Source organism: Halopseudomonas sp. SMJS2, from assembly GCF_029866945.1.
Classification (GTDB): domain Bacteria; phylum Pseudomonadota; class Gammaproteobacteria; order Pseudomonadales; family Pseudomonadaceae; genus Halopseudomonas; species Halopseudomonas bauzanensis.
In genome coordinates, this window is sequence record NZ_CP123445.1 from 3,069,248 (window position 1) to 3,090,702 (window position 21,455).

General features: G+C 61.8%; 19 protein-coding genes and 1 pseudogene. 10 read left to right on the plus strand and 10 right to left on the minus strand.

The features are described 5' to 3' along the window. Nucleotides 1-56: 56 nt before the first annotated feature. From metF to QAO71_RS14470, 6 genes and pseudogenes are all read left to right on the plus strand, one after another. A complete protein-coding gene (gene metF, locus QAO71_RS14445; protein ID WP_136868817.1) occupies nt 57-896 on the plus strand; it encodes a methylenetetrahydrofolate reductase [NAD(P)H] in 840 nt (279 codons plus the stop codon). Nucleotides 897-1,224: 328 nt separating this feature from the next. Further along, nucleotides 1,225-2,406 (plus strand): annotated as a pseudogene (locus QAO71_RS14450) (DEAD/DEAH box helicase); the annotation flags it as partial. Nucleotides 2,407-2,875: 469 nt separating this feature from the next. Next, a complete protein-coding gene (locus QAO71_RS14455; protein ID WP_051610768.1) occupies nt 2,876-3,268 on the plus strand; it encodes a hypothetical protein in 393 nt (130 codons plus the stop codon). After that, nucleotides 3,265-3,921: a CDP-alcohol phosphatidyltransferase family protein gene (locus QAO71_RS14460; RefSeq protein WP_036989182.1), complete on the plus strand. Its 657-nt coding sequence runs from the start codon at nt 3,265-3,267 to the stop codon at nt 3,919-3,921. The genes QAO71_RS14455 and QAO71_RS14460 overlap by 4 nt, the downstream gene beginning before the upstream one ends. Nucleotides 3,922-3,923: 2 nt before the next feature. Beyond that, entirely contained in the window at nt 3,924-4,880 is a 957-nt protein-coding gene (locus QAO71_RS14465) for a phosphatidate cytidylyltransferase (RefSeq protein ID WP_280164744.1), read from the plus strand. A gap of 357 nt (nt 4,881-5,237) precedes the next feature. Further along, nucleotides 5,238-5,546 carry a hypothetical protein gene (locus QAO71_RS14470; RefSeq protein ID WP_280164745.1) on the plus strand — a complete coding sequence of 103 codons (309 nt, stop codon included), beginning with the start codon at nt 5,238-5,240 and terminating at the stop codon, nt 5,544-5,546. Between the two features lie 12 nt (nt 5,547-5,558). Here the strand turns inward: QAO71_RS14470 and QAO71_RS14475 are convergent, their stop codons facing one another. From QAO71_RS14475 to QAO71_RS14485, 3 genes are read right to left on the minus strand one after another with little or no spacing between them, the layout of a single operon-like run. Then, complete coding sequence (locus QAO71_RS14475) at nt 5,559-8,375, minus strand: FAD-binding and (Fe-S)-binding domain-containing protein (protein ID WP_280164746.1); 2,817 nt, start codon at nt 8,373-8,375, stop codon at nt 5,559-5,561. 13 nt (nt 8,376-8,388) lie between these two features. Next, nucleotides 8,389-9,543 (minus strand): FMN-dependent L-lactate dehydrogenase LldD, encoded by a 1,155-nt coding sequence (gene lldD, locus QAO71_RS14480; protein WP_074777568.1) that lies wholly within the window; start codon nt 9,541-9,543, stop codon nt 8,389-8,391. A gap of 42 nt (nt 9,544-9,585) precedes the next feature. Then, entirely contained in the window at nt 9,586-11,280 is a 1,695-nt protein-coding gene (locus tag QAO71_RS14485; protein WP_036989177.1) for an L-lactate permease, read from the minus strand. A 206-nt stretch (nt 11,281-11,486) separates the two neighbouring features. On the opposite strand from QAO71_RS14485, the gene QAO71_RS14490 reads away from it, so the two are divergent. From QAO71_RS14490 to QAO71_RS14500, 3 genes are all read left to right on the plus strand, one after another. Next, the gene (locus tag QAO71_RS14490) at nt 11,487-12,251 is read left to right on the plus strand and encodes an FCD domain-containing protein (RefSeq protein ID WP_280164747.1); all 765 of its coding nucleotides are present in this window, start codon (nt 11,487-11,489) and stop codon (nt 12,249-12,251) included. Between the two features lie 85 nt (nt 12,252-12,336). Next, complete coding sequence (locus QAO71_RS14495; RefSeq protein ID WP_036989174.1) at nt 12,337-12,945, plus strand: DUF3617 family protein; 609 nt, start codon at nt 12,337-12,339, stop codon at nt 12,943-12,945. Between the two features lie 66 nt (nt 12,946-13,011). Further along, the gene (locus QAO71_RS14500; RefSeq protein WP_036989173.1) at nt 13,012-13,812 is read left to right on the plus strand and encodes a universal stress protein; all 801 of its coding nucleotides are present in this window, start codon (nt 13,012-13,014) and stop codon (nt 13,810-13,812) included. A gap of 47 nt (nt 13,813-13,859) precedes the next feature. On the opposite strand, the gene QAO71_RS14505 is transcribed toward QAO71_RS14500, so the two are convergent. After that, a complete protein-coding gene (locus QAO71_RS14505; RefSeq protein ID WP_036989171.1) occupies nt 13,860-15,044 on the minus strand; it encodes an acyl-CoA dehydrogenase in 1,185 nt (394 codons plus the stop codon). A 235-nt stretch (nt 15,045-15,279) separates the two neighbouring features. Between QAO71_RS14505 and QAO71_RS14510 the strand changes: the two genes are divergently transcribed. Continuing rightward, nucleotides 15,280-16,191: a LysR family transcriptional regulator gene (locus QAO71_RS14510; protein WP_036989169.1), complete on the plus strand. Its 912-nt coding sequence runs from the start codon at nt 15,280-15,282 to the stop codon at nt 16,189-16,191. 36 nt (nt 16,192-16,227) lie between these two features. Here the strand turns inward: QAO71_RS14510 and QAO71_RS14515 are convergent, their stop codons facing one another. The 6 genes from QAO71_RS14515 to QAO71_RS14540 all read right to left on the minus strand — a co-directional run bounded on the left by QAO71_RS14515 (nt 16,228) and on the right by QAO71_RS14540 (nt 21,263). Further along, nucleotides 16,228-16,986, minus strand: coding sequence for an ABC transporter ATP-binding protein (locus QAO71_RS14515; protein ID WP_036989167.1), 759 nt, complete (start codon nt 16,984-16,986; stop codon nt 16,228-16,230). Next, nucleotides 16,983-17,948 (minus strand): iron chelate uptake ABC transporter family permease subunit, encoded by a 966-nt coding sequence (locus tag QAO71_RS14520; protein ID WP_280164748.1) that lies wholly within the window; start codon nt 17,946-17,948, stop codon nt 16,983-16,985. Before QAO71_RS14520 ends, QAO71_RS14515 begins: the two co-directional genes overlap by 4 nt. Next, nucleotides 17,939-18,949 carry an iron chelate uptake ABC transporter family permease subunit gene (locus QAO71_RS14525; RefSeq protein WP_083392351.1) on the minus strand — a complete coding sequence of 337 codons (1,011 nt, stop codon included), beginning with the start codon at nt 18,947-18,949 and terminating at the stop codon, nt 17,939-17,941. Before QAO71_RS14525 ends, QAO71_RS14520 begins: the two co-directional genes overlap by 10 nt. A gap of 32 nt (nt 18,950-18,981) precedes the next feature. Then, nucleotides 18,982-19,917: a siderophore ABC transporter substrate-binding protein gene (locus QAO71_RS14530; RefSeq protein ID WP_280164749.1), complete on the minus strand. Its 936-nt coding sequence runs from the start codon at nt 19,915-19,917 to the stop codon at nt 18,982-18,984. Between the two features lie 189 nt (nt 19,918-20,106). Beyond that, nucleotides 20,107-20,682, minus strand: a complete 576-nt coding sequence (locus QAO71_RS14535; protein WP_036989160.1) for a YceI family protein — start codon at nt 20,680-20,682, stop codon at nt 20,107-20,109. Between the two features lie 26 nt (nt 20,683-20,708). After that, nucleotides 20,709-21,263 carry a cytochrome b gene (locus QAO71_RS14540; protein WP_280164750.1) on the minus strand — a complete coding sequence of 185 codons (555 nt, stop codon included), beginning with the start codon at nt 21,261-21,263 and terminating at the stop codon, nt 20,709-20,711. Nucleotides 21,264-21,455: the final 192 nt, after the last annotated feature.

Here is a 21,455-nt window from a genome sequence, read left to right on the forward strand (position 1 = left end):
TCCGCTATCGCAGCGAGGCGAGGCTCCTACCAGATGAGTTTGATAAGAGACGAGTCATGACGACCAGCAAAGAGATTCCCGTCAGCTTCGAGTTCTTCCCGACCAAGACCGAAGCCGGTCACGAGAAGCTGATCGCGGCGGCCCATGTACTGGCCGACCAGCAACCCGAGTTCTTCTCGGTGACCTACGGCGCCGGTGGCTCCACCCGCGACCGCACCATCAATACCGTGCTGCAGCTGGATCAGCAGGTAAAGGTCCCGACCGCGCCACACCTGTCCTGCGTGGGCGACAGCAAGGCAGACCTGCGTCAGTTGCTTACCGAATACCGCGAAGCCGGCATCCGCCGTATCGTTGCGCTGCGTGGCGACCTGCCCTCCGGCATGGGCCGCGCCTCCGGTGAGCTGCGCTACGCCAACGAGCTGGTCGAGTTCATCCGCGAGGAAACCGGTGACCATTTCATCATCGAGGTCGCCGCCTACCCCGAGGCGCACCCACAGGCACGCAATTTCGAAGCGGATCTGGAGAACTTCGTACGCAAGGCCAAGGCCGGCGCCGACAGCGCGATTACCCAGTATTTCTTCAACGCCGACTGCTACTTCCATTTCGTCGACCAGGTGCGCAAGGCCGGTGTGGATCTGCCGATCGTGCCCGGCATCATGCCGATCACCAACTACACCAGCCTGTCGCGTTTCTCCGATGCCTGCGGTGCGGAAATCCCGCGCTGGATCCGCAAGCAGCTGGAATCCTACGGCGATGACAGCGCCAGTATTGCGGCCTTCGGTACTGAAGTGATCAGCGACATGTGCCAACGCCTGCTCGACGGCGGCGCACCGAGCCTGCACTTCTATACGCTGAATCAGGCGCAACCAAGCCTGGCGATTCTGGATAATCTGTAACCCAACAGCCGATATAGAAACACACTCTCCATATCTGCTATTGGAGCGTCGAGTTCCATCCCGGCCGCCTGGAACACCCCTGGCCGGGATGGCACCCGCCCCTCCGTCGGACGGTGTTGTTTCCCAAGCGGGCTGCGTTCGGCCTCGGCCAGCGCCGCTCCAGGCCGCCTCGCTGGGCGATATATCTCCGGCTTGTTCCAGCGCCTCCGGCGACCGCCGGGAAGCTTTTTTCTGCGAGACTGGTTCATTTCTGTTACACTCCAGCCTCTTCATTTTCGGCCGCACGGACAGTCCTTGTTCGCAAACGGCCATCACAGGGTTTATCTGAATGTCCTTTGCCTCTCTCGGCCTGTCCGACGCGCTGGTGCGCGCCGTGGCTGCCACTGGTTATACCACCCCCACTCCCGTCCAGACCCAGGCCATCCCGGCCGTTCTGGAAGGCCGCGACCTGATGGTCGCCGCCCAGACCGGTACCGGCAAGACCGCCGGTTTTTCACTGCCGATTCTGGAACTGCTGTTCCCCAACGGCCAGCGCCCCGCTGACTACAAGCGCGTCCCGCGCAAGGTCCGCGCGTTGGTATTGACGCCGACCCGTGAACTGGCAGCCCAGGTGCACGACAACATCCGCTCCTACGCCACCGAGCTGCAGCTGCACAGCGCCTGCATCTTCGGCGGTGTCGGCGCCAACCCGCAGATGAAGGCCATCGCCCCAGGTCTGGATATCCTGGTGGCCTGCCCCGGTCGCCTGCTGGATCTGGTCGGCCAGCGCGCGGTCGATCTGTCCGCCGTCGAGTTCTTTGTCCTGGACGAAGCCGACCGCATGCTCGACATGGGCTTCATTCACGACGTGAAGAAGGTCATCGCCAAGCTGCCGGCCAAGCGCCAGAACCTGCTGTTCTCCGCCACCTTCTCGGCCGAAATCACCGAGCTGACCAACCGCCTGCTGCACAACCCGGCGCGCATTCAGGTCACCCCGCTGAACACCACCGTCGAGCGTATCGAGCAGCGCGTCTACCGCGTGCAAGCCGGTCACAAGCGCGCGCTGGTAGCTCATTTGATCACCATGGGCGCCTGGGAACAGGTGCTGGTCTTCACCCGCACCAAGCACGGCGCCAACCGCCTGGCCGAATACCTGGACAAGAATGGCCTGCCCGCTGCAGCCATTCACGGCAACAAGAGCCAGAGCGCACGCACCAAGGCACTGGCCGACTTCAAGGCCAACAAGATCCGGGTGTTGGTTGCCACCGATATTGCCGCCCGCGGCCTGGATATCGACCAGTTGCCCCATGTGGTCAACTTCGAGTTGCCCAACGTCTCGGAAGACTACGTGCACCGTATCGGCCGTACCGGCCGTGCCGGTCGCAGCGGCGAGGCAGTCTCGCTGGTCAGCCCCGACGAGGAGAAGCTGCTCAAGGCCATCGAACGCCTGACGCGGCAGAAATTCGAGGAAGGCAGCCTGGAGGGTTTTGTCCCGCCGGCCCAGGCCGAGCTCAACAGCGACCGTCCGGAGCGCCCACGTGGCGCCGCCCCGGCCAATGGCCGCAACCAGCGTCGTAGCAACAATGCTGGCGGACAGCCCCGCGGCCAGGGCGGTCGTAATGACAAGCCGCGCAGCAGCAACGGCGGTAGCAATAACAAGCCGCGCCGTCCGCAGCAGGCCCGTCCGGGTATTGCCGAGCCGGAAGATGCCGTCGCCCGCGAACGTCGCCTGCAGGCTATGGGCAATCGCGCCGTACCGGATGCACCCAAAGAAAACCGCCAGCGCAGCCAGCGGGAAAAGCCGGCGCTGCTGGGTAGCTGAGACCCAAGCTATCAGGACGAGGTCCGGAGCCGATTCACGGTTCCGGATTCCTGATCACCCCTCTCCGCTGCGTTGCCGGAATGTGAGCTAGTCCACAATAAGCAGATCCTTCGCTCGCCTCACCGCCGGGCGCAGCCTATCCTTGCGGCCTGACTCACGGACTGATGTCACGCCCACCATGCACAACATGATTACCGCCGGATTGGCGTTCCTGCTCTGGGGCAGTTGGGCCTGGCTGGCCAACCAGACCAGTGACCCTGCTCATGCATTATTGGCCGGCCTGCTGCAGGGCGCTGCCAGCGCCATCATCACCCTGCTGATGGCTGCCATCGTCACACGACTCTTTCACCGAATCTCGTCTCGCCCACTGGCAATCTCGTTGCCCCCACTGCTGGTGGTATCGGTAAGCACCAGTGCGCTGTATCTGCTTCACTGGCTCAGCCAGACACCGAACCTGTGGCTCACCATTGCCCCACCCAGTTGCACCGCCCTCATTTTCTGTATCTATCTGACCCTGCGACTGGCATACCAATCTCCGTCTCCCACCCCCTCCAGCGAGCCCAGCCCATGAGCGAAGCCAGTAATCGGCGTCCACTGAAGATCCGCGACCAGAGGACGGTCAATCGCATCGCCGCCTGGCTCAGCCAGCGCAACGTGACACCGAATCAGATCTCTGTATGCAGTGTGATATTTGCCGCCGCTGGGGCCGTCGCGCTAGTCGCCGCAGGGCATACCGGCGATGCCTACCAGGTAGTCAGTTTGATATGCGCCGCGCTGATGATCCAATGTCGCCTGCTCTGCAATCTGTTCGATGGCATGGTGGCGATGGAGGGCGGCAAGCAGACTCCGGCCGGGGAACTATTCAATGATGTACCCGACCGCATCGCTGACCCGCTGCTGATCGTCGCCTGCGGCTTCGCCGTACCCGAATACCCCTCCGCCATCTGGCTGGCATGGCTCGGTGCATTGCTCGCAGTGCTGACAGCCTATATCCGCGTGCTAGGCGCTTCACTGGGGCTGCCGGCAGACTTCCGCGGGCCGATGGCCAAGCAGCAACGCATGGCCTTGCTCACCCTGGCCTGCCTGGCTTCGGCACTGCAGTTCCTCTGGGATGGCCATGGTGAGCTGCTGTGGCTGGCCCTCATTGTCCTGGTCGTCGGCAGCGCCTTGACTTGCCTGCGCCGGCTATTCGGCGCCTACCGTCAACTGAATACCGGAGCTTGAAGATGGATCTCGGCCTGCCATTCATGCTGGAACTGACGCCCAACACGCTTACCGCGATGGTGCTGGTGCTGGCGCTGCTGGTGCTCGCTTCAATCATCCAGCGGCTGCTGGTCAGCCGCTTGCCCGCTGGAACCCATATCGAGTTGCAGCAGCGGATCAGGTCCTGGTGGATCATGGTGCTGGTGGTATTCACTGCACTGGTCATCGGTCATACCGCCTCGCTGATCTTTTTCACCATCCTCAGCTTCATCGCCCTGCGCGAGTTCTTCTCGATTCTGCCGGTGCGCCTGACGGATCGGCGATTGATCCTGGCGCTCTATCTGCTGGTGCCGGTGCATTACTACTGGATCGCCACCGACTGGTACGGCATGTTCACCATCTTCATTCCGGTTTATCTTTTCCTGCTGATACCCTTCGGATTGTTGCTGCTGGGTGAGACCAAGGGCTTCATTCGCGCAGTGGCATCCTATCAATGGGCGGTAATGACAACGGTATTCGCGATCAGCCATGTCGCCTATCTGTTGATGCTGCCGGCAGAGACCAACCCGGCCGGCGGCGGTGTCGGCCTGGTGCTGTACCTGGTATTCCTCACCCAGTTCAACGATGTTGCCCAGTACATCTGGGGCAAGACCCTCGGGCGCCGCAAGATCGTCCCCGGCATCAGCCCGAACAAGACATGGGAAGGTTTCCTTGGCGGTATTGCCACCACCACCCTGCTCGGCGGCCTGTTGGCTCCGTGGCTGACTCCGTTGCATTGGCCCCTGGGATTGCTTGCAGGGTTACTGATAGGTATAGCGGGTTTCGTCGGTGATCTCACCATTTCAGCGGTCAAGCGTGATCTGCTGATCAAGGACACCGGTCAGTTGATTCCAGGGCATGGCGGTATTCTCGATCGCATCGACAGCCTGATGTATACCGCCCCGCTGTTTTTCCACTTCCTGCGATATACAGCGTATTGAGCGAGCTAGAAGCCATGATCAAAGCGCTGCCAAAAGTATTGTTCTTTCTGTTGATCGTCCGCCCGGTGGTGTATCTGATGCTGGGGCTCAACTTGCTGCAGCGGGAAAAACTGCCCGTTCACGGACCGGCCATCCTGGCCGCCAATCACAACAGCCATCTCGATACGCTGGTGTTGATGTCACTCTACCCACTGGCCACCTTGCATCGTGTGCGCCCGGTGGCCGCGGCGGACTACTTCCTGCGCAATCGCTTCACCGCCTGGCTATCGCTCAACCTGATCGGCATCATTCCGCTGGATCGCCAGGGCGAGGTAGGCAAGGACAAGGTCTTCGAACTGTGTCAGCGGGCATTGGCCGATGATCAGATCCTGCTGCTGTTCCCGAGGCAGCCGGGGCGATCCGGAGCAACTGCAACCCCTGCGCAAGGGCATCTACCATCTGGCTCGCAGCCAGCCCGGCACCCGTGTCACACCGGTTGCCCTGCACGGTCTGGGCAAGGCATTACCCAGAGGCGGGTCGATGATAGTGCCCTTCAACTGCGATGCCGTGGTCGGCGATCCACTGGAGCCGGGAGAAGACTGCGACGCGTTCATGAACGAGCTGCAAACGGCGCTGGAAGACCTGCTGACGCAATGCATTACCCGGAGCAAGGAGCAAGAAGGCTAGCCAAGGCGGTCATCACACCGCCGGAGTCCGCGCCCGCGTCACCCGATCCACCAGATACACCAACCCCTGATAATCAATGCCACTGTGGCTGCTCAGACCGATCTCGCAGGTCCGGCTGGTGGATACTCCCTGTTCGCAACTCCCTACCGCGCTCTTGAGCGTGCGCAGCGCATGGCTGTTCAACTGCGGCAGGGTGAAGCCCTTGTCGCCGGCGAAGCCGCAGCAGTGGATGCCTTCGGGCACCACCACCTGGGTACTGCAGCGGCGGGCGATGGCAAGTAATGCGTCGGCCTCGCCAAGATGCTGGGTGCTGCAGGTCACGTGCACCGCCACCGGGGTATCGACGGGCTGGAATTCCAGCCGGTCAAGCAGATGCTCACGGATGAAGCGCACCGGGTCATGCAACTGCAGGCGCGTATCCGGCTCGCCCTGCAGCAGCCGCAGGGTGCAGGGACTGGTATCGCAGTAGACCGGATAGCGGCCCTGCTCGCTGGCCTGCATCAAGGCAGCCAGCAGCTCTCCACGCTTGCGCTCGGCCTGCTCCGGGTAACCCTTGGAGGCGAACGGCTGGCCGCAGCAGAGATCGTCCAGTCCGGCGGGCAGGATCACCTCGAAGCCGGCCTTTGCCAACAGCGCGCGGGTCTTGTCGAACAGGGACATCTGCTCGCCGCTGCCCGCTGCCGGCCCCATCACCCGCGATACGCAGGCCGGCAGGTAAACCACCCGGGGCTTGTCGCTGGCCATGGACGCTGGGATATCGACCCACTTCACTGCCTGTGGCATGGCGGGCGTCCACTGCGGCAGGCGGCCGCCGGACAACCGCTGCGCGCTCCGGCTGAGGCGCTGCAATCGCGGTGTGCCGAGCAGCCGCCGCGCGGTACCCGCCGCAGTCAAGGTCAGCCGCGCGCCCTTGAGCGCAGTAGCGAAATGCCCGGCCAGCCAGTCGGCTCGCCCGACCTGCCGCGCCTGCCCGGTGCGCAGTTGGCGCACCAGGTCGCCGGTATTGATGCCGACCGGGCAGCGCTGGGCGCATAGGCCGGTGGCAGCGCAGCTGTCGATGCCTTGCTGTTGGTAGGCTTGCTCCAGCTCACGGGTATCGATGCCCGCGCGCTTTTTCGCCTGAATGTCGCGCCAGATAACGATGCGCTGGCGCGGCGTCAGGGTCAGGCCGTTGGACGGACACACCGGCTCGCAGAAACCACATTCGATGCACTTGTCGACGATGGCGTCGGCGGCCGGCAGCGGCTTGAGATTCTGCAGATGGATGCGCGGGTTCTCGGACAGGACCACGTCAGGGTTGAGAATGCCGGTCGGATCGAGCAACCGCTTGATTTGCCACATCAACGCATAGGCATCGGCGCCCCACTCCAGCTCGACAAAGGGCGCCATGTTGCGTCCGGTGCCGTGCTCGGCCTTCAGCGCGCCGCCGAATTCTACCGCCACCAGTTGCGCCACATCCCCCATGAAAGCTTCATATCGCGCCACCTGAGCCGGATCGTCGAACCCCTGGGTGAAGACAAAATGCAGGTTGCCCTCCAGCGCATGACCGAAGATGATCGCCTCGGTATAGCCGTGACGGTCGAACAGCTCGAGCAGGCGATTGACGCCCTCGGCCAGCGCCTCGACCGGGAAGGTCACATCCTCGATGATCACCGTGGTCCCGACCGGGCGCACTGCGCCGACCGCCGGGAAGGTGTCTTTGCGGATGCGCCATAGCTGGTTGCACACCTGCGGATCGGTACTGAAATCGACCTGCTTCTCCCGGGGAAAATCGGCAAGGGCGTGCAAGATCTGGCCGATCTGTTCGTCCAGTAGAGAGGGACTGGCGGCTCGGGTTTCCACCAGCAGCGCACAGGCATTGACGGACAGCTCGCGTACCCAGGCCGGCATGCCCTGCATATTCTGCACCGAGCGCAGGCTGCGGCGATCGAGCAGTTCCACCGCAGCCACTGGCTGGCGCTTGAGCACCGGCACCGCCCGGCAGCAGGTCTCCACATCGGGGAATACCAACAACGCGGTGGCCTTGTGCGGATGCTCGGGCACGGTGTGATAGGTCACCGAACTGATGAACCCCAGGGTGCCCTCGGAGCCCACCATGAGATGGCTGAGAATTTCCAGCGGCTCGTCGAAATCCACCAGCGCATTGAGCGACAACCCAGTGGTATTTTTCAGTCGATATTTATGACGAATGCGCTCGGCCAGCGCGGTATCGGCACGGGTCTGCCGGCCCAGTTCGGCCAGTTGCTCCAGCAGCGCGGCATGGCTGTGGCGAAACGCGGCCACGCTGGCTGTATCCTCGGTATCCAGCACGCTGCCATCGGCCAGCACCAGGCGCAGCCCGGCCAGCGTATGGTAGCTGTTCTGGGCGGTGCCGCAGCACATGCCGCTGGAGTTGTTGGCGAGGATACCGCCAATCTTCGCCGCATTGATCGATGCCGGATCAGGACCGATCTTGCGCTGCAGCGGTGCCAGCGCAGCATTGGCGTTGGCTCCGATCACGCCCGGCTGCAGGCGGATGCGCTCGCCGCCATCGAGAATCTCACGGCCATTCCACTGATCGCCGAGCACAATCAATACCGAGTCGCTGAGCGCCTGCCCGGACAGGCTGGTACCCGCAGCGCGGAAGGTCACCGGCACGTCAAACCGCGTGGCCAGCTGCAACAGGGCAACCACCTCGCCCTCCGCCTCGACCCTTACCACCAACTGGGGAATCAATCGGTAGAAACTGGCATCGGTCCCGAATGCCAGGGTCGACAGCGGATCGTCGAACAACCGCTGAGCAGGAATCAACTGGCGAACGGCAGTCAGAAAGTCAGCGGGCAGGCTCATCGGCGCTCCGTCGTTATTGCGTCAGGTGCGCCAGCTCGCGCGCCAGCAGCTCGGGACTGATCTCGCTGATCGACTTGGCGCCAGTCAGCACCATGGCCACCCGCATTTCCTTTTCGATCAACTCCAGCAGATTGGTCACTCCCGCCCCGCCATGCACCGCCAGAGCGTAGATGAAGGCCCGACCGATCAGGGTGCAATCGGCACCCAGAGCCAGCATACGCACCACATCCAGCCCACTGCGGATACCGGAGTCGGCGAGAATCTTGATCTGTCCCTTGACCGCATCGGCGATGGCCGGCAGCGCGCGAGCGCTGGACAACACACCATCCAGTTGGCGGCCGCCGTGGTTGGACACCACGATGCCGTCGGCGCCGAAACTCACCGCATCCCTGGCATCCTGGGGGTCGAGAATGCCCTTGATCACCATGGGGCCGTCCCAGAACTCGCGGATCCACTCCAGGTCCTTCCAACTGATCGAAGGATCGAAGTTGGCACCCAGCCAGCCGATATAGTCGGCCAGCCCGGTCGGGTTGCCGCGATAGGTAGAAATATTGCCCAGGTCATGCGGGCGGCCCAGCAGGCCCACATCCAGCGCCCAGCGCGGATGCGTCATTGCCTGCAGCACCCGGCGCATAGGACCATTGGCACCGCTCATGCCGGAATGGGCATCGCGGTAGCGGGCGCCGGGTACCGGCATGTCCACGGTGAATACCAGGGTGGTTACCCCTGCAGCCTTGGCTCGCTCCAGGGCGTTCTTCATGAAGCCGCGGTCGCGCAGCACGTACAACTGGAACCACATGGGACGGTCAATCGCCGGGGCCACTTCCTCGATCGCACATACCGACACGGTGGACAAGGTAAAGGGAATGCCCTTGGCTGCCGCTGCCTGCGCCGCCTGCACTTCACCCCGGCGAGCGTACATACCGGCCAGGCCCACCGGCGCCAATGCCACCGGCATGGCCAGGGTCTCATCGAACAGCCGGGTTTCCAGGCTCAGCTCGGACATGTTCTTCAGCACCCGTTGGCGCAACGCGATGTCGGCAAGGTCCGCGACGTTGCGCTTGAGCGTGTGCTCGGCATAGGCGCCGCCATCGAGATAGTGGAACAGGAAGGGCGGCAGCCGGCGCTGAGCAGCGGCGCGGTAATCGGTAGAGGCAGAAATGATCATCGTGTTAATCCCATGTTGTATCGTAAGTGGTGAGCGCCGCCATCAACCCAGGGGCACAGGGTCGGTCAGGCCCAGTACATAACAGCCGATCAGGGTAAGGACGCCGGCCAGGGTCACGTAATAGAGTGTCGGCCAGATGGTCTTGCGCAGGGTCAGGCCCTCACGCCCCAGCATACCCACTGTAGCCGAAGCGGCTACCACATTATGAATTGCCACCATGTTGCCGGCGGCGGCGCCCACTGCCTGGGCAGCGATCACCAGCACCGTGGACAGCCCCAGATTGGTGGCCACGCCGTATTGGAACTGGCTGAACATCATGTTGGACACGGTATTGGAACCCGCCAGGAACGCCCCCAGCGCACCGATGGCCGGAGCGAACAGCGGATAGATTCCACCCACGTTATCGGCAACAAAGTGCGCCAGGGCAACCGGCATGCTCGGCAGGTCAGCGCCGTTGACCCCCGAGTTGATCAGAATGCGCACCATCGGCACCGTGAACAGCAACACGAAGCCGGCGCTGAGCAACACACCTCCGGATTCGCGCGCCGCCCGGCCGAGCTCACTCAGACGCATGCGGTGAATGAAGAAGGTTGCCAGCACCACCGCGACCAGCACACCACCCGGCAGGTACAACGGATCGAGGCCGGCATTGATGCCCGCCTCACCGAGAATGCCGGTGAAGGTGAGCGCAACACTCTTCAGCGCCGCGGTCACCTCCGGGAACACGCGGCTGACCACCAGCAAAATACCCACCAGCACATAAGGAATCCAGGCCCGCAGGCTGCTCATCGGCCGGTTGCCGAGGTCCTCGGCACGCATCTCGATGGTGCCCATCCAGCTCAACGGCCAGTCCTTGCGGTCGGCGAACTGCCAGCGGTTCTTCGGCACCAGAAAGCCGGCCCGAGCAGCCAGGGTCACTATCGACAGACCTACCAGCCCGCCCAGCAGCGAAGGGAATTCCGGCCCGAGAAAGATACTGGTCAAAACATAGGGCAGCACGAAGGCCAGTCCGGCGAAAAGCGCAAAGGGCACTGCCTCCCAGCCGGCCTTCCAGCTCTTGTCCCGACCGAAATAGCGGGTCAGCATCAGCACCATCAGTGCCGGCATAACAACGCCCACCATGGCATGGATAATGGCCACCTTCACCGCTACCCACTGCATGTAATCGGTCCAGGCGTAGCCATGAACCGCCAGCGCCTCGCCGAGCGCCACGTTATCTACCCCGGCGGTAACCCCGACAATAATCGGCGTGCCCACCGCACCGAAGGACACCGGCGTGCTCTGCAACAACATGCCCATCAACACCGCCGCCATTGCCGGAAAGCCCATCGCCACCAGAAGAGGTGCGACTATCGCCGCCGGTGTACCGAAGCCGGAAGCTCCCTCGATAAAGCAGCCAAATAGCCAGCAGATGATCACCACCTGAATGCGCGGGTCGGGGCTGATAACCGCGAATCCGGAACGAATGGCGGCGATGCCACCGGAATATTTAAGGGTATTGAGCAGCAGAATGGCGCCGAAAATAATCCACAACAGGCTGAGGGTAATGATTAGCCCCTGCAAGCTCGAAGACAGCACGCGGTTGAAGCTCATATCCCAGCCGAACAGCGCGATCAACACAGTGGCACCATAGACCACCGGCATCGCGGTCCTGGCTGACCAGCGCAGCCCGATAAGCAAGACACCGGCCAGGAGAATTGGGGCAAAGGCCAGCACAGCGAGAAGTGCAGAAGACATACAGTATTCCGTCATTGTTATTGGAAAGGCTTCGGGTAAATTGGTCATACCAATTACCCGGCGGTGTCGATCAGCGTAAAAAAGCACCGCCAGCATGTCAAACAGAATTTCCTATACCTTCGTCTTATTACCGGAGAAAAACTTTTCGAGACGGCGTTTAGCCGGCATACTTCTGGAATCATTGGTCAGACCAATAGGAGCGAACGATGGAGGTTGGCCAGATCCAACAACGCCGGCTGTCAGACAATATCGTTGAACAGCTGGAGTCCATGATGCTCGACGGCATATTGAAGCCGGGGGAACGATTGCCAGCGGAACGCCAACTGGCTGAACAGTTCGGCGTTTCCCGACCTTCCTTGCGCGAGGCGATTCAGAAACTGGCGGCCCGCGGTCTGCTGGTCAGCCGTCAGGGGGGAGGCAATTATGTCACCGAGTCCCTGGGCTCCAGCTTCAGCGACCCGCTGCTCGACCTGCTCGAAGGTCGCCCCGAGGCCCACCGGGACCTGCTGGAGTTTCGCCATACGCTGGAAGCCGATTGCGCCTATTTCGCCGCGCTGCGCGCTACCGAAGTAGATCATCAGCATCTGCGTGAGGCTTACGAAGTACTGCAGGCCTGCTACGCTCGGGAAGGTGGCAGCCGGACCGAGGAAGGTGCCGCGGATGCGCGCTTTCACCTGGCCATTGCCGAGGCCAGTCACAACATCATCTTGTTGCATACCATTCGTGGTCTGTTCGATCTACTCAAGCGCAACGTGGTGACCAACATTGGTGGCATGTATGCCCTGCGCCCGAGCACCCGCACCATGCTGATGCGCCAACACCAGGAGTTGCTGGAAGCAATCATCGAGGGCCGCGCCGAGGATGCCCGGCGTCATGCCAGCGAGCATATCGATTTCGTACGTGAAGTACTGGCCGAACGCCAACAGGAGGAGCAACGCCGCAGCCGAGCTAAACGACGCGAGAAACACTGAACCCCTCAATCCCGGGCGATTTCCACCGGAGCGGCTATAGTGATTAATCCCAAATGAAGGACCGTTCATCTGACAGGAGATTTCGATGAAGAAAGGCGCCCCATCCGCGCTCATGCTGCTGGTTCCGCTCGCCCTGTCCGCTCACGCCTATGAATTGAGTCCCACGCCGGAGGCAGGTCTGTGGCGCATCGAAAAGCGCGTCCTGATCGACAAGGAGGAGCGCCTGCAGACGCTGCAGGAGGCTCAGCAGAAGTTACCCCAAGACACCGCCGCCCAACGTCGGGCACTGCTGGATGAAGCTGCCATCAGTCGCAGCAATCCGGCCGTCGAAATGGAGTGCCTCACTCCCCAGCAGGCAGTGGAACTGGTCCGACTGGAAACCCTGCAGCAGGAGGTTCAGCGCGACGTGCCCGAGTGCGAGCTGACAGTGCACCCGGTGGACCGCTCCACCTTGAATATCCATGGTCGTTGTCAGGCCGAACACGGCTTCGATGGTGACATGCGGGGCCATCTCGAAATCATCAGTAGTTACGAGATCCGCTCCTCCTTTCTCGGACGTGGCAATGTGCAGCTCGATGCAGACATCAGCGAGGCCGCAGCGGGCAACCCCGTCAGCATCCAGCTGCAGGAGATCTCCCGCTGGACCCAACCGGATTGCGGCGCGGTTCCCCCCCGGGAGCGGCTATCCTTTTGATTGCCCACCGTCACGGCTGTCGGCAGTGGGCTAGACTGGAACCCATATCACGACGGGAGAATGTCCATGCTCAATCATTGTATTCTCGCTTTCGATTATTCGGAAAGCTGGCAGAAGACCTGCGAGCGGCTACCGCCAATGCTGCAGCTGACTGCGGTACAGCGGCTCACCCTGGTGCATGTGGTGGACACCACCCGGCGAATGCACGTGGAGGACAGTGCAGCCTCAGCCGCCAGCCATCTCGGTGACCTGGCGCGCCAGCTTTCCGGCGAGTTTGGCATCACGGTAGATTACGAAGTGCGCAGCGGCTTCGCCGCCAGCGAACTGCACGAAGCCGCGCGCCGACACAAGGCCGACGGCATCATCGTTCTCAACCAGAGTCATTCCGCTGGACGAGCCTTGTTCTATGGCAATGTCACCCTGAACCTGGCCCGCATTACCCACCTGCCGCTGCTGATCCTACCGGCCAGTGGCCCTGTCACGGAACCCAGCGCCCCGGTCCTGCTGGCAACCGACGGCTCGCGCCCAGCTCAGGTCGCTCAGCGTGTGTTCGAACGCTTCCTCACCGGCGGTCGGCACGGGCTGGTACTCTGGGTGGAAACCGACGAGGTAGACAATACCGCTGTCATCAACGAGCAGATCGAGGACCTCACCCGCCGCCATGAGCTGGTGGTCGCCCGTCAGGTGAAGGGCTCGGCCGTACGCGAAATAGTCAAGGCCGCCGCCGCCGAGCGAGTATCTCTGGTCATCCTCGGTAAACGCGGTACCACACCGATTCAGGACCTGATGATCGGCAGCACCGCCGAGGGCGTCGCTCGGGAAAGTGAGCAACCGGTCCTGTTGGTCCCCGTCAATACCGCGCTCTGAAACGACAACGGCCCCTCGCGGGGCCGTTGCCAAGGTACCGATCAACCTCAGAAGAATGCCTGCAATCCGGTCTGCGCCCGGCCGAGAATCAGCGCGTGCACATCGTGAGTGCCTTCGTAGGTATTCACTACCTCCAGGTTCACCACATGGCGGATCACGCCGTACTCGTCGGAGATACCGTTGCCACCGAGCATGTCCCGCGCCACCCGGGCGATATCCAGCGACTTGCCGCAGGAGTTGCGCTTCATGATCGAGGTAATCTCCACCGCAGCGGTGCCCTCATCCTTCATCCGGCCCAGCCGCAGGCAACCTTGCAAACCCAGGGTGATCTCGGTCTGCATGTCTGCCAGCTTCTTCTGTACCAGCTGGGTCTGGGCCAGCGGACGGCCGAACTGTGTGCGATCCAGGGTGTACTGGCGCGCGGTGTGCCAGCAGAACTCCGCCGCACCCAAAGCGCCCCAGGCGATGCCATAGCGAGCTGAATTGAGGCAGGTGAAGGGCCCACGCAGGCCGGTCACGCCGGGCAGCAGGTTCTCTTCCGGCACGAAGACATCGTCCATCACGATTTCACCGGTGATAGAAGTACGCAGGCCGACCTTGCCCTTGATCGCCGGCGCACTCAGACCTTCCCACCCTTTCTCGAGGATGAAGCCGCGGATGACATCGTCTTCGGTCTTGGCCCAGACCACGAACACATCGGCGATCGGGCTGTTGGTGATCCACATCTTGGCGCCCTTGAGACGGTAGCCGCCGTCGACCTTGCGCGCCCGGGTGACCATGGAACCCGGATCGGAACCGTGGTTAGGCTCGGTAAGGCCGAAGCAGCCGATATATTCGCCGCTGGCCAGTTTCGGCAGGTACTTCTGCTTCTGCTCCTCGGAGCCGAACTCATTGATCGGTACCATCACCAGCGAGGACTGCACACTCATCATCGAGCGATAACCGGAGTCGACACGCTCCACTTCACGGGCAATCAGGCCGTAGCACACGTAGTTCAGACCGCTACCACCGTATTCGGCAGGGATGGTCGCACCCAGCAAGCCCAACTCGCCCATTTCGCGGAAGATGGTGGCATCGGTATCCTCGTTGCGAAACGAGTTGAGTACCCGCGGCATCAGCTTGTCCTGACAATACTGCGCTGCCGAGTCCCGCACCATGCGCTCTTCTTCGGTGAGCTGCTGATCCAGCAACAGCGGATCTGTCCAGTTGAAACTTGCTTTGCTATTGGCCATGGATACTCCATCGGTGATTGTTGTGTGAACTGTAAGCAAGGCTAGTCCGCAGAGGGCGGCGGGGCAAGCGCGTTTTTTTCAACCCATTGTGCTAGATTGGAACTCCGAACAACCAACCACAAGCACCAAGCTACCGAGTGCAAGCGATCTCGCGCAGCGCGACAGGCCCCATGTCGCCGGCCCGGCCAGCTTGCCCTCGGCACGAATGGTTTGCCGCCGTTTCACAGGAGCCCCCATGCGTCGCAAGATACCGCCGACCCAGGCGCTGGTCTGTTTCGAGTCTGCCGCCCGGCACGAAAGCTTCACCAAAGCCGCCGAAGAGCTGGCATTGACCCAGAGCGCCGTCTGCCGTCAGATTGCCAACCTGGAGAGCTTTCTCGATATCCAGTTGTTCCGCCGCACCCGCCGGGGCGTACGCCTGACCGAGGCCGGCGAAACCTATAGTCGGCGCATCGCCAATCGCCTGGACGCGGTGGAGCGGGACACCCTGTCGGTGATGGGCAACCATGGTACCGCGACCCTGGAACTGGCGTTGGTACCCACCTTCGGCACCCAGTGGCTGCTGCCACGCCTGAACCGGTACCTTGTGCGACATCCGCACGTGACCATCAATATGACCAACCGTACCCGTCCCTTCCTGTTCGCCGATACCGAGTTCGACGCAGCGATCTATTTTGGTGATGGGGAGTGGTCCGGTACCGAGGTGCATTTTCTGATGAACGAATCGCCAGTACCGGTGTGCAGCCCCGCATTACTGGGCGAGCAGGTCGAGCTGACCGCAGAGCAGATCAGCCGGCTGCCATTGCTGCAGCAATCCACTCGCCCCTATGCCTGGCGCCAGTGGTTCGCCGCCGCTGGCTTGCGCGTGGAGCACGACCTGAATGGTACTCGCCTGGAATTGTTTTCCATGCTGGCCCAGGCCGCCATGCACGGGCTGGGCGTGGCACTGATTCCCCCCTTTCTGATTCGCGACGAGCTGGCCAGCGGCCGACTGGCGGTGGCCAGTCCGCACAGTTTCGACAGCAGCAACGCCTATTATCTGGTGATCCCCGAGCGCAAGGCCGAATCAGCGACGCTGCAGGGGTTCAGGGACTGGGTGATCGGTGAAGCACAGGCGTATGGGCAAGCGGTCGGCACCGTCTCGTAACGCCCGGACCGGCTTGGTAGACCCCCTTCCACAAGCTCAGCGGTAATAGGTGCAGATCCGCTGGCCGTTGACCTCGTGGACCTGGATATCCATCTCATAGAGGTCCCGCAGCACCTCGTCGCGGATAATCTCCTGCGGCGACCCTTGATAGGCTGGCCGGCCCTGGCGCATGGCAATGATGTGATCCGAATAGCACGAGGCAAAATTGATGTCGTGCAGCACCACCACCACCGTCTTGCCCTTCTCGTCGGCTGCGCGGCGCAGCAGCTGCATCATGTCCACGGCAAAGCGCATATCGATGTTGTTCAGCGGTTCGTCGAGCAACACGTACTCGGTATCCTGGCACATGACCATGGCCACATAGGCACGCTGGCGCTGACCGCCGGACAACTCGTCGATCGGCCGGTCCCGGTAGTCGCCCAGCCGTAGATAGTCCATAGCCTCGTCCACATGGCGCAGATCCTCGGCGGTCAGCCGGCCGCCGGAGTGGGGAAAGCGCCCGAAGGCGACCAGATCCCGCACTGTCAGGCGCAGGGACGTCTGATTGTCCTGGCGCAGGATCGACAGCCGGCGTGCCAGCACATTGCCCGGTGTGCGGGTGACATCCATGCCATCGACCTGCACAGAGCCAGCGCTCATCGGCGTCAGCCGGCTGATCATCGACAACAGTGTCGACTTGCCAGCACCGTTGGGGCCGATGATCGAGGTGAAGCCACCTCGGGGAATGCTCAGGCTGACGTCATCGACGACCAACACATCGCCATAGCGTTTGGATACACCCCGGGTTTCAATCATTGTCTGACTCCGCGCATCAGCAGCGCTATGAACAGCAGGCCGCCGGCCAGCTCGATGACCAGTGCCAGCGGCAGGGTTGAGGCCAGCAGGTGCTCCAGCAATAGCTGGCCCCCGACCAGGCAGATGATGCCCGCCAGCACGCTGGCCGGCAGGGTCCAGCAATGGCGCTGGGAACCGGTGAACCAGTAGGCCAGATTGGCGATCAGCAAGCCGAAGAACAGCGTCGGCCCGACCAGCACCGTAGCTACCGATACCAATACCGCGATCACCGCCATGATGCCGAGCACCACCCGACCGTGGGCCACGCCCAGGTTGATGGCGATATCCCGGCCCAGACTCAGCACATCCAGACAACGCCACCAGCGCCACAGCAGTATTCCACCCAGCACCAGAGCCATCGCCGCCGCGCCGAGCAGTTCAGTGTTCACCCGGCTGAAACTGGCCTGCGCCACGCCGGTGCTGATGCCGAACTCGCTCGGATCGAGCACCCGCGCACCCAGTGCGGACAACTCACGAAACAGGATGCCGGCCAGCATACCCAGCAGGATCATCAAATGCAGGCTGCGCACCGAGCCGGAGAACAGCAGGCGAAACAGCAGCAGCGCCAACGCCACCATCAGCACGACCTGCAACGCAAAGCGCAGAGCAGGCGCCCACTCGGCCAGGGCACCGCCGCCCAGCACCAGCAGCGTCAGGGTATTGACCAGCACATAGAGCACATCGAAGCCCATCAGCGATGGCGTCAACAGGCGGCTGTGGGTGATGGTCTGGAACAGCACGGTGGACACGCCGATGGCAACGGCTGTGAGCAGCAGCGCCAGCAGCCGATTACCGCGGTATTCGAGGATGAAGTCCCAATCGGTCTGCACATTCACCGTCATGAAGCCAATCACGCACAGCGCCGCCAGCACGCCCAACAGCAGCACCCGGGTGCCCGGACGACGCCACAGATTCAGGACCATTTCGCCCTCCCCTGCAGCAGCACGGCAAGGAAAATCACGCAGCCGATGATCGACAGCAGGTTGGACGAGGGTACTTCGTAGGGATGGATCAGCAGCCGCCCCAGCAAATCCGCCGCCAGCAGCAACGCCGCACCCAGCAGCGCCATCAGCGGCACCGCACGGCGCAGATTGTCCCCGGCAATCAACCGCACCAGGTTCGGCGCCACCAGCCCGATGAAGGGAATCACCCCGGCGGTTACCACCACGCTACCGACGATCATCGCTACTAGTGCCACGCCAGCGGCCATCAACAGTCCGTAGTTCACGCCGATATTGGTGGCAAAATCCCGGCCCATGCCGATCACGGTAAAACGATCCGCCAGCACCATCGCCGCCACCGTCAGCCCGGCGGCGACCCACAGCAACTCGTAGCGTCCACGCAAGATCGCCGAGAAGTCGCCACTGTTCCAGGCGCGCAGCGATTGCGATAGATCGAAGTGATGGGCAATCAACCCGCTGGCTGCATGCACCACCCCAGCCATGACCAGTCCAACCAGGGGAACGATCAACGCCGAGCGCAACGGCATGCGCTGCAATACACCAAGAAACAGCAGAATGCCGCCGGCCGCAAAAGCGCTCACCACCAGGAACCGCCCCCACAATGGCAAGCCTTGGGGCAGCACGATGGCCAGCACCAGCATACCCAGCGCCGCTGCAGCCATGGGGCCGGTAGTCGAGGTATCCACCAACCGGTTGCGCGCCATCATCTGCAGAATCGCCCCAGCCACAGCCAGCGCCGCACCAGCAAGAATCAGCGCAATGGTACGAGGCAGTCGACTGACGAAGAGGATCTTCGAGATCCGGTCATCCGGGTCGGCGGTAAGGACATTCAACAGGTTCATGCGGCTGGCGCCGACGTTCAGGCTGCATAGCCCGAGCACCACCACCAGCGCGAGCAGCAGAAACAACCAGAGGACGCCCCTATCGGGCGCCCCTGGAGATGAAGAAAGGGAATGTGACATGCATCCTGCCTGGACAGCGAAAGGGCGTCTACTCAGCGTGCCGCAGAGAATACCTGAATCAGTTCATCGACACTGTTCTGCATCACACCGATACCGCTGTTATCCAGCAGATACCAGCTGGCCGGGTCCAGGTAGACGATCTGGTCCTTGCTGCCGGCGGTGGTAGCCTCGACCAGTTCGTTGTCCATCAACTCAGCCGCAGCAGTACCCTCGCGGCCGATCGCGGCATCACGGTCCATCACGAACAGCCAGTCGGGGTCAGCCTCCAGCAGAAACTCGAAGGACACCGCCTGGCCATGGCGGCCGGTCTTGAGATCAGCTACCGCCTGCTCGACACCAAACACATCGTGGATCAGACCGAAGCGGGTACCCTTGCCGAAGGCGGCCATCTTGCCACCGGTGGTGAGCAACAGCAGACCGTCGCCCTGCTCCGCCGTCAGGCTACGCAGCTGCGCCACGGAAGACTTCAACTCGGCAACCAGCTCGGCAGCCTTCTCCTGCTTGCCGAACACCTCACCCAGCAACAGCGTGTTGCGCTCGACACTCCCCAGCAGATCGTTCGGATCAGGGGTCAGGTCAATGGTAGTACCGAACCGGGACACTTCCGCGTACTTACCCTGCGCCCGGCGCCCAAGAATGATCAGATCCGGTTCGGCATTCTTCAGCACCTCGAAGTCCGGCTCGAACAAACTGCCAGCACGAATGAATTCACCCTCACGATACTGCTTGAGCACTTCCGGCGGGTTGGAAGAAGGAATGCCGCTGACGGTAACGCCCAGCTGCGCCAGGGTATCGAGCGTTGACCAGTCGAGTACCACCACCTTCTGCGGCTGCACTGGCACCTGGGTCTCGCCACTGGAATGGGTCACGGCGACGCTCTCGGCATGAGCAACAGACGCACCAGCGCCCATGGCCAAAGCCAGACACACGCTCGAAACAGCAGCAAAACGGGACAGACCTGACAGCATGACAACTCCTTTTTGCAGACCCACAAGCCGCGCCCGCAACAGTCACAAAGCACTGTCGGCACTGATCAGGGATCCCCGATTATTAAGAATAGTTATTGTTTACGATGCTAGCGGAAGCGTCTGGCCAGCGCAATCGAACAGACAAAAAAAAGCGAGCCCGCAGGCTCGCTTTCCAGTATCGCGCCGATCTTACTGGCGGATGCCTTCAATCGTCAGATCCAGCTCGACCACCGCAGAGGCCGGCCCCAAATCCATGGACACGTCATAGTCCGCCAGCTTGATGCTGGTGGTGCCCTCGAAACCGGCACGGTAGCCGCCCCAGGGATCATCACCTTCGCCAACGAAGCGGGCGTCGATCACCACCGGCTTGGTCACGCCGTTGAAGGTGAAGTCACCGGTGACCTTGGCGGTGTTCTCACCTGTCACTTCCACGCCAGTGGAAACAAAGGTGGCCTGGGGATGCTTGGCCACATTCAGGAAGTCATCGCTGCGCAAATGCTTGTCACGCTCGGCATGGTTGGAGTCCACACTGGCGGTATTGATGGTGACGTTCACCTTGCTGTTTTCCGGATTTTCCGCATCCCAGCTGAAGGTGCCATCAAAATCGTTGAAGCGGCCATGCAACATGCTGAAACCCATGTGCCCGGTCTTGAAGTTGATGAAGGCATGCTGGCCTTCCTTGTCGATCTGGTAGTCAGCTGCGTACAGCGAGCCGGACAGAGCCATCAAACCACCCAGAGCGACCCCAGCAAAAATCTTTTTCATACCTGTTTCTCCTATGAATCCGTCAATTACCGCGCTCGCATGCCCAGCATGCGGCGCAATGTATCGTCACGATCAAGAAAATGATGTTTCAGGGCGCCCAACGCATGCAACGCCGCCAATCCCAGTACCGCTATCGCTACCCAGTAATGCACTGCTCCGGCGCGGTCAGCCTGACTGGGCAGACCGGTTATCGAAGCCGGTATCTCAAACCAGCCAAAGACACTGATACCTTGCCCCGTGGCCGTAGAAATCAGATAACCACTGACCACGATAACCAACAGCATCAGGTATAGCAGCCCATGCACCACACCCGCCACGCTGATTTCCCAGCGCTTATGATTGGGCAGATGCGCCGGACGCGGATTGCCCCAGCGCCATAGCAGCCGCAACACCAGCACGGCGGCCAGGGTGATGCCGATACTCTTGTGCCAGAACGGAGCGCTGCGGTAATAGGGACTGTAGTAACTCAGGTCAGTCATCCACAAGCCGAGTATGGCCAGCCCGATCACTGCCAGAGCCACCAGCCAATGCAACACGATGGCCACCAGGCCGTAGCGTTGCTGTGAGTTTTTCAGTTGCATTTGAATACGTCCGGTACCGATGATGCGAAGATCATACATCGATACAGGAAAACAAAAAGGGGAAATATTGGGTAGGAAATATCTGATTTATAGATACGTCTTGAATACAACGTCTCTGAATACCTGCATTTCTCTAACAACCACCCCGGGGGAGGCTAGCCTCCGACCAGCCCCTGTGGCGGCCAGGGAAGG

Bases quoted from the DNA above. Each gene is read 5' to 3' on its own strand.
- metF (WP_136868817.1), top strand. From the start codon at position 57: ATGACGACCAGCAAAGAGATTCCCGTCAGCTTCGAGTTCTTCCCGACC.
- QAO71_RS14455 (WP_051610768.1), top strand. From the start codon at position 2,876: ATGCACAACATGATTACCGCCGGATTGGCGTTCCTGCTCTGGGGCAGT.
- QAO71_RS14460 (WP_036989182.1), top strand. From the start codon at position 3,265: ATGAGCGAAGCCAGTAATCGGCGTCCACTGAAGATCCGCGACCAGAGG.
- QAO71_RS14465 (WP_280164744.1), top strand. From the start codon at position 3,924: ATGGATCTCGGCCTGCCATTCATGCTGGAACTGACGCCCAACACGCTT.
- QAO71_RS14470 (WP_280164745.1), top strand. From the start codon at position 5,238: ATGATCAGATCCTGCTGCTGTTCCCGAGGCAGCCGGGGCGATCCGGAG.
- QAO71_RS14475 (WP_280164746.1), bottom strand. From the start codon at position 8,375: ATGAGCCTGCCCGCTGACTTTCTGACTGCCGTTCGCCAGTTGATTCCT.
- lldD (WP_074777568.1), bottom strand. From the start codon at position 9,543: ATGATCATTTCTGCCTCTACCGATTACCGCGCCGCTGCTCAGCGCCGG.
- QAO71_RS14485 (WP_036989177.1), bottom strand. From the start codon at position 11,280: ATGTCTTCTGCACTTCTCGCTGTGCTGGCCTTTGCCCCAATTCTCCTG.
- QAO71_RS14490 (WP_280164747.1), top strand. From the start codon at position 11,487: ATGGAGGTTGGCCAGATCCAACAACGCCGGCTGTCAGACAATATCGTT.
- QAO71_RS14495 (WP_036989174.1), top strand. From the start codon at position 12,337: ATGAAGAAAGGCGCCCCATCCGCGCTCATGCTGCTGGTTCCGCTCGCC.
- QAO71_RS14500 (WP_036989173.1), top strand. From the start codon at position 13,012: ATGCTCAATCATTGTATTCTCGCTTTCGATTATTCGGAAAGCTGGCAG.
- QAO71_RS14505 (WP_036989171.1), bottom strand. From the start codon at position 15,044: ATGGCCAATAGCAAAGCAAGTTTCAACTGGACAGATCCGCTGTTGCTG.
- QAO71_RS14510 (WP_036989169.1), top strand. From the start codon at position 15,280: ATGCGTCGCAAGATACCGCCGACCCAGGCGCTGGTCTGTTTCGAGTCT.
- QAO71_RS14515 (WP_036989167.1), bottom strand. From the start codon at position 16,986: ATGATTGAAACCCGGGGTGTATCCAAACGCTATGGCGATGTGTTGGTC.
- QAO71_RS14520 (WP_280164748.1), bottom strand. From the start codon at position 17,948: ATGGTCCTGAATCTGTGGCGTCGTCCGGGCACCCGGGTGCTGCTGTTG.
- QAO71_RS14525 (WP_083392351.1), bottom strand. From the start codon at position 18,949: ATGTCACATTCCCTTTCTTCATCTCCAGGGGCGCCCGATAGGGGCGTC.
- QAO71_RS14530 (WP_280164749.1), bottom strand. From the start codon at position 19,917: ATGCTGTCAGGTCTGTCCCGTTTTGCTGCTGTTTCGAGCGTGTGTCTG.
- QAO71_RS14535 (WP_036989160.1), bottom strand. From the start codon at position 20,682: ATGAAAAAGATTTTTGCTGGGGTCGCTCTGGGTGGTTTGATGGCTCTG.
- QAO71_RS14540 (WP_280164750.1), bottom strand. From the start codon at position 21,263: ATGCAACTGAAAAACTCACAGCAACGCTACGGCCTGGTGGCCATCGTG.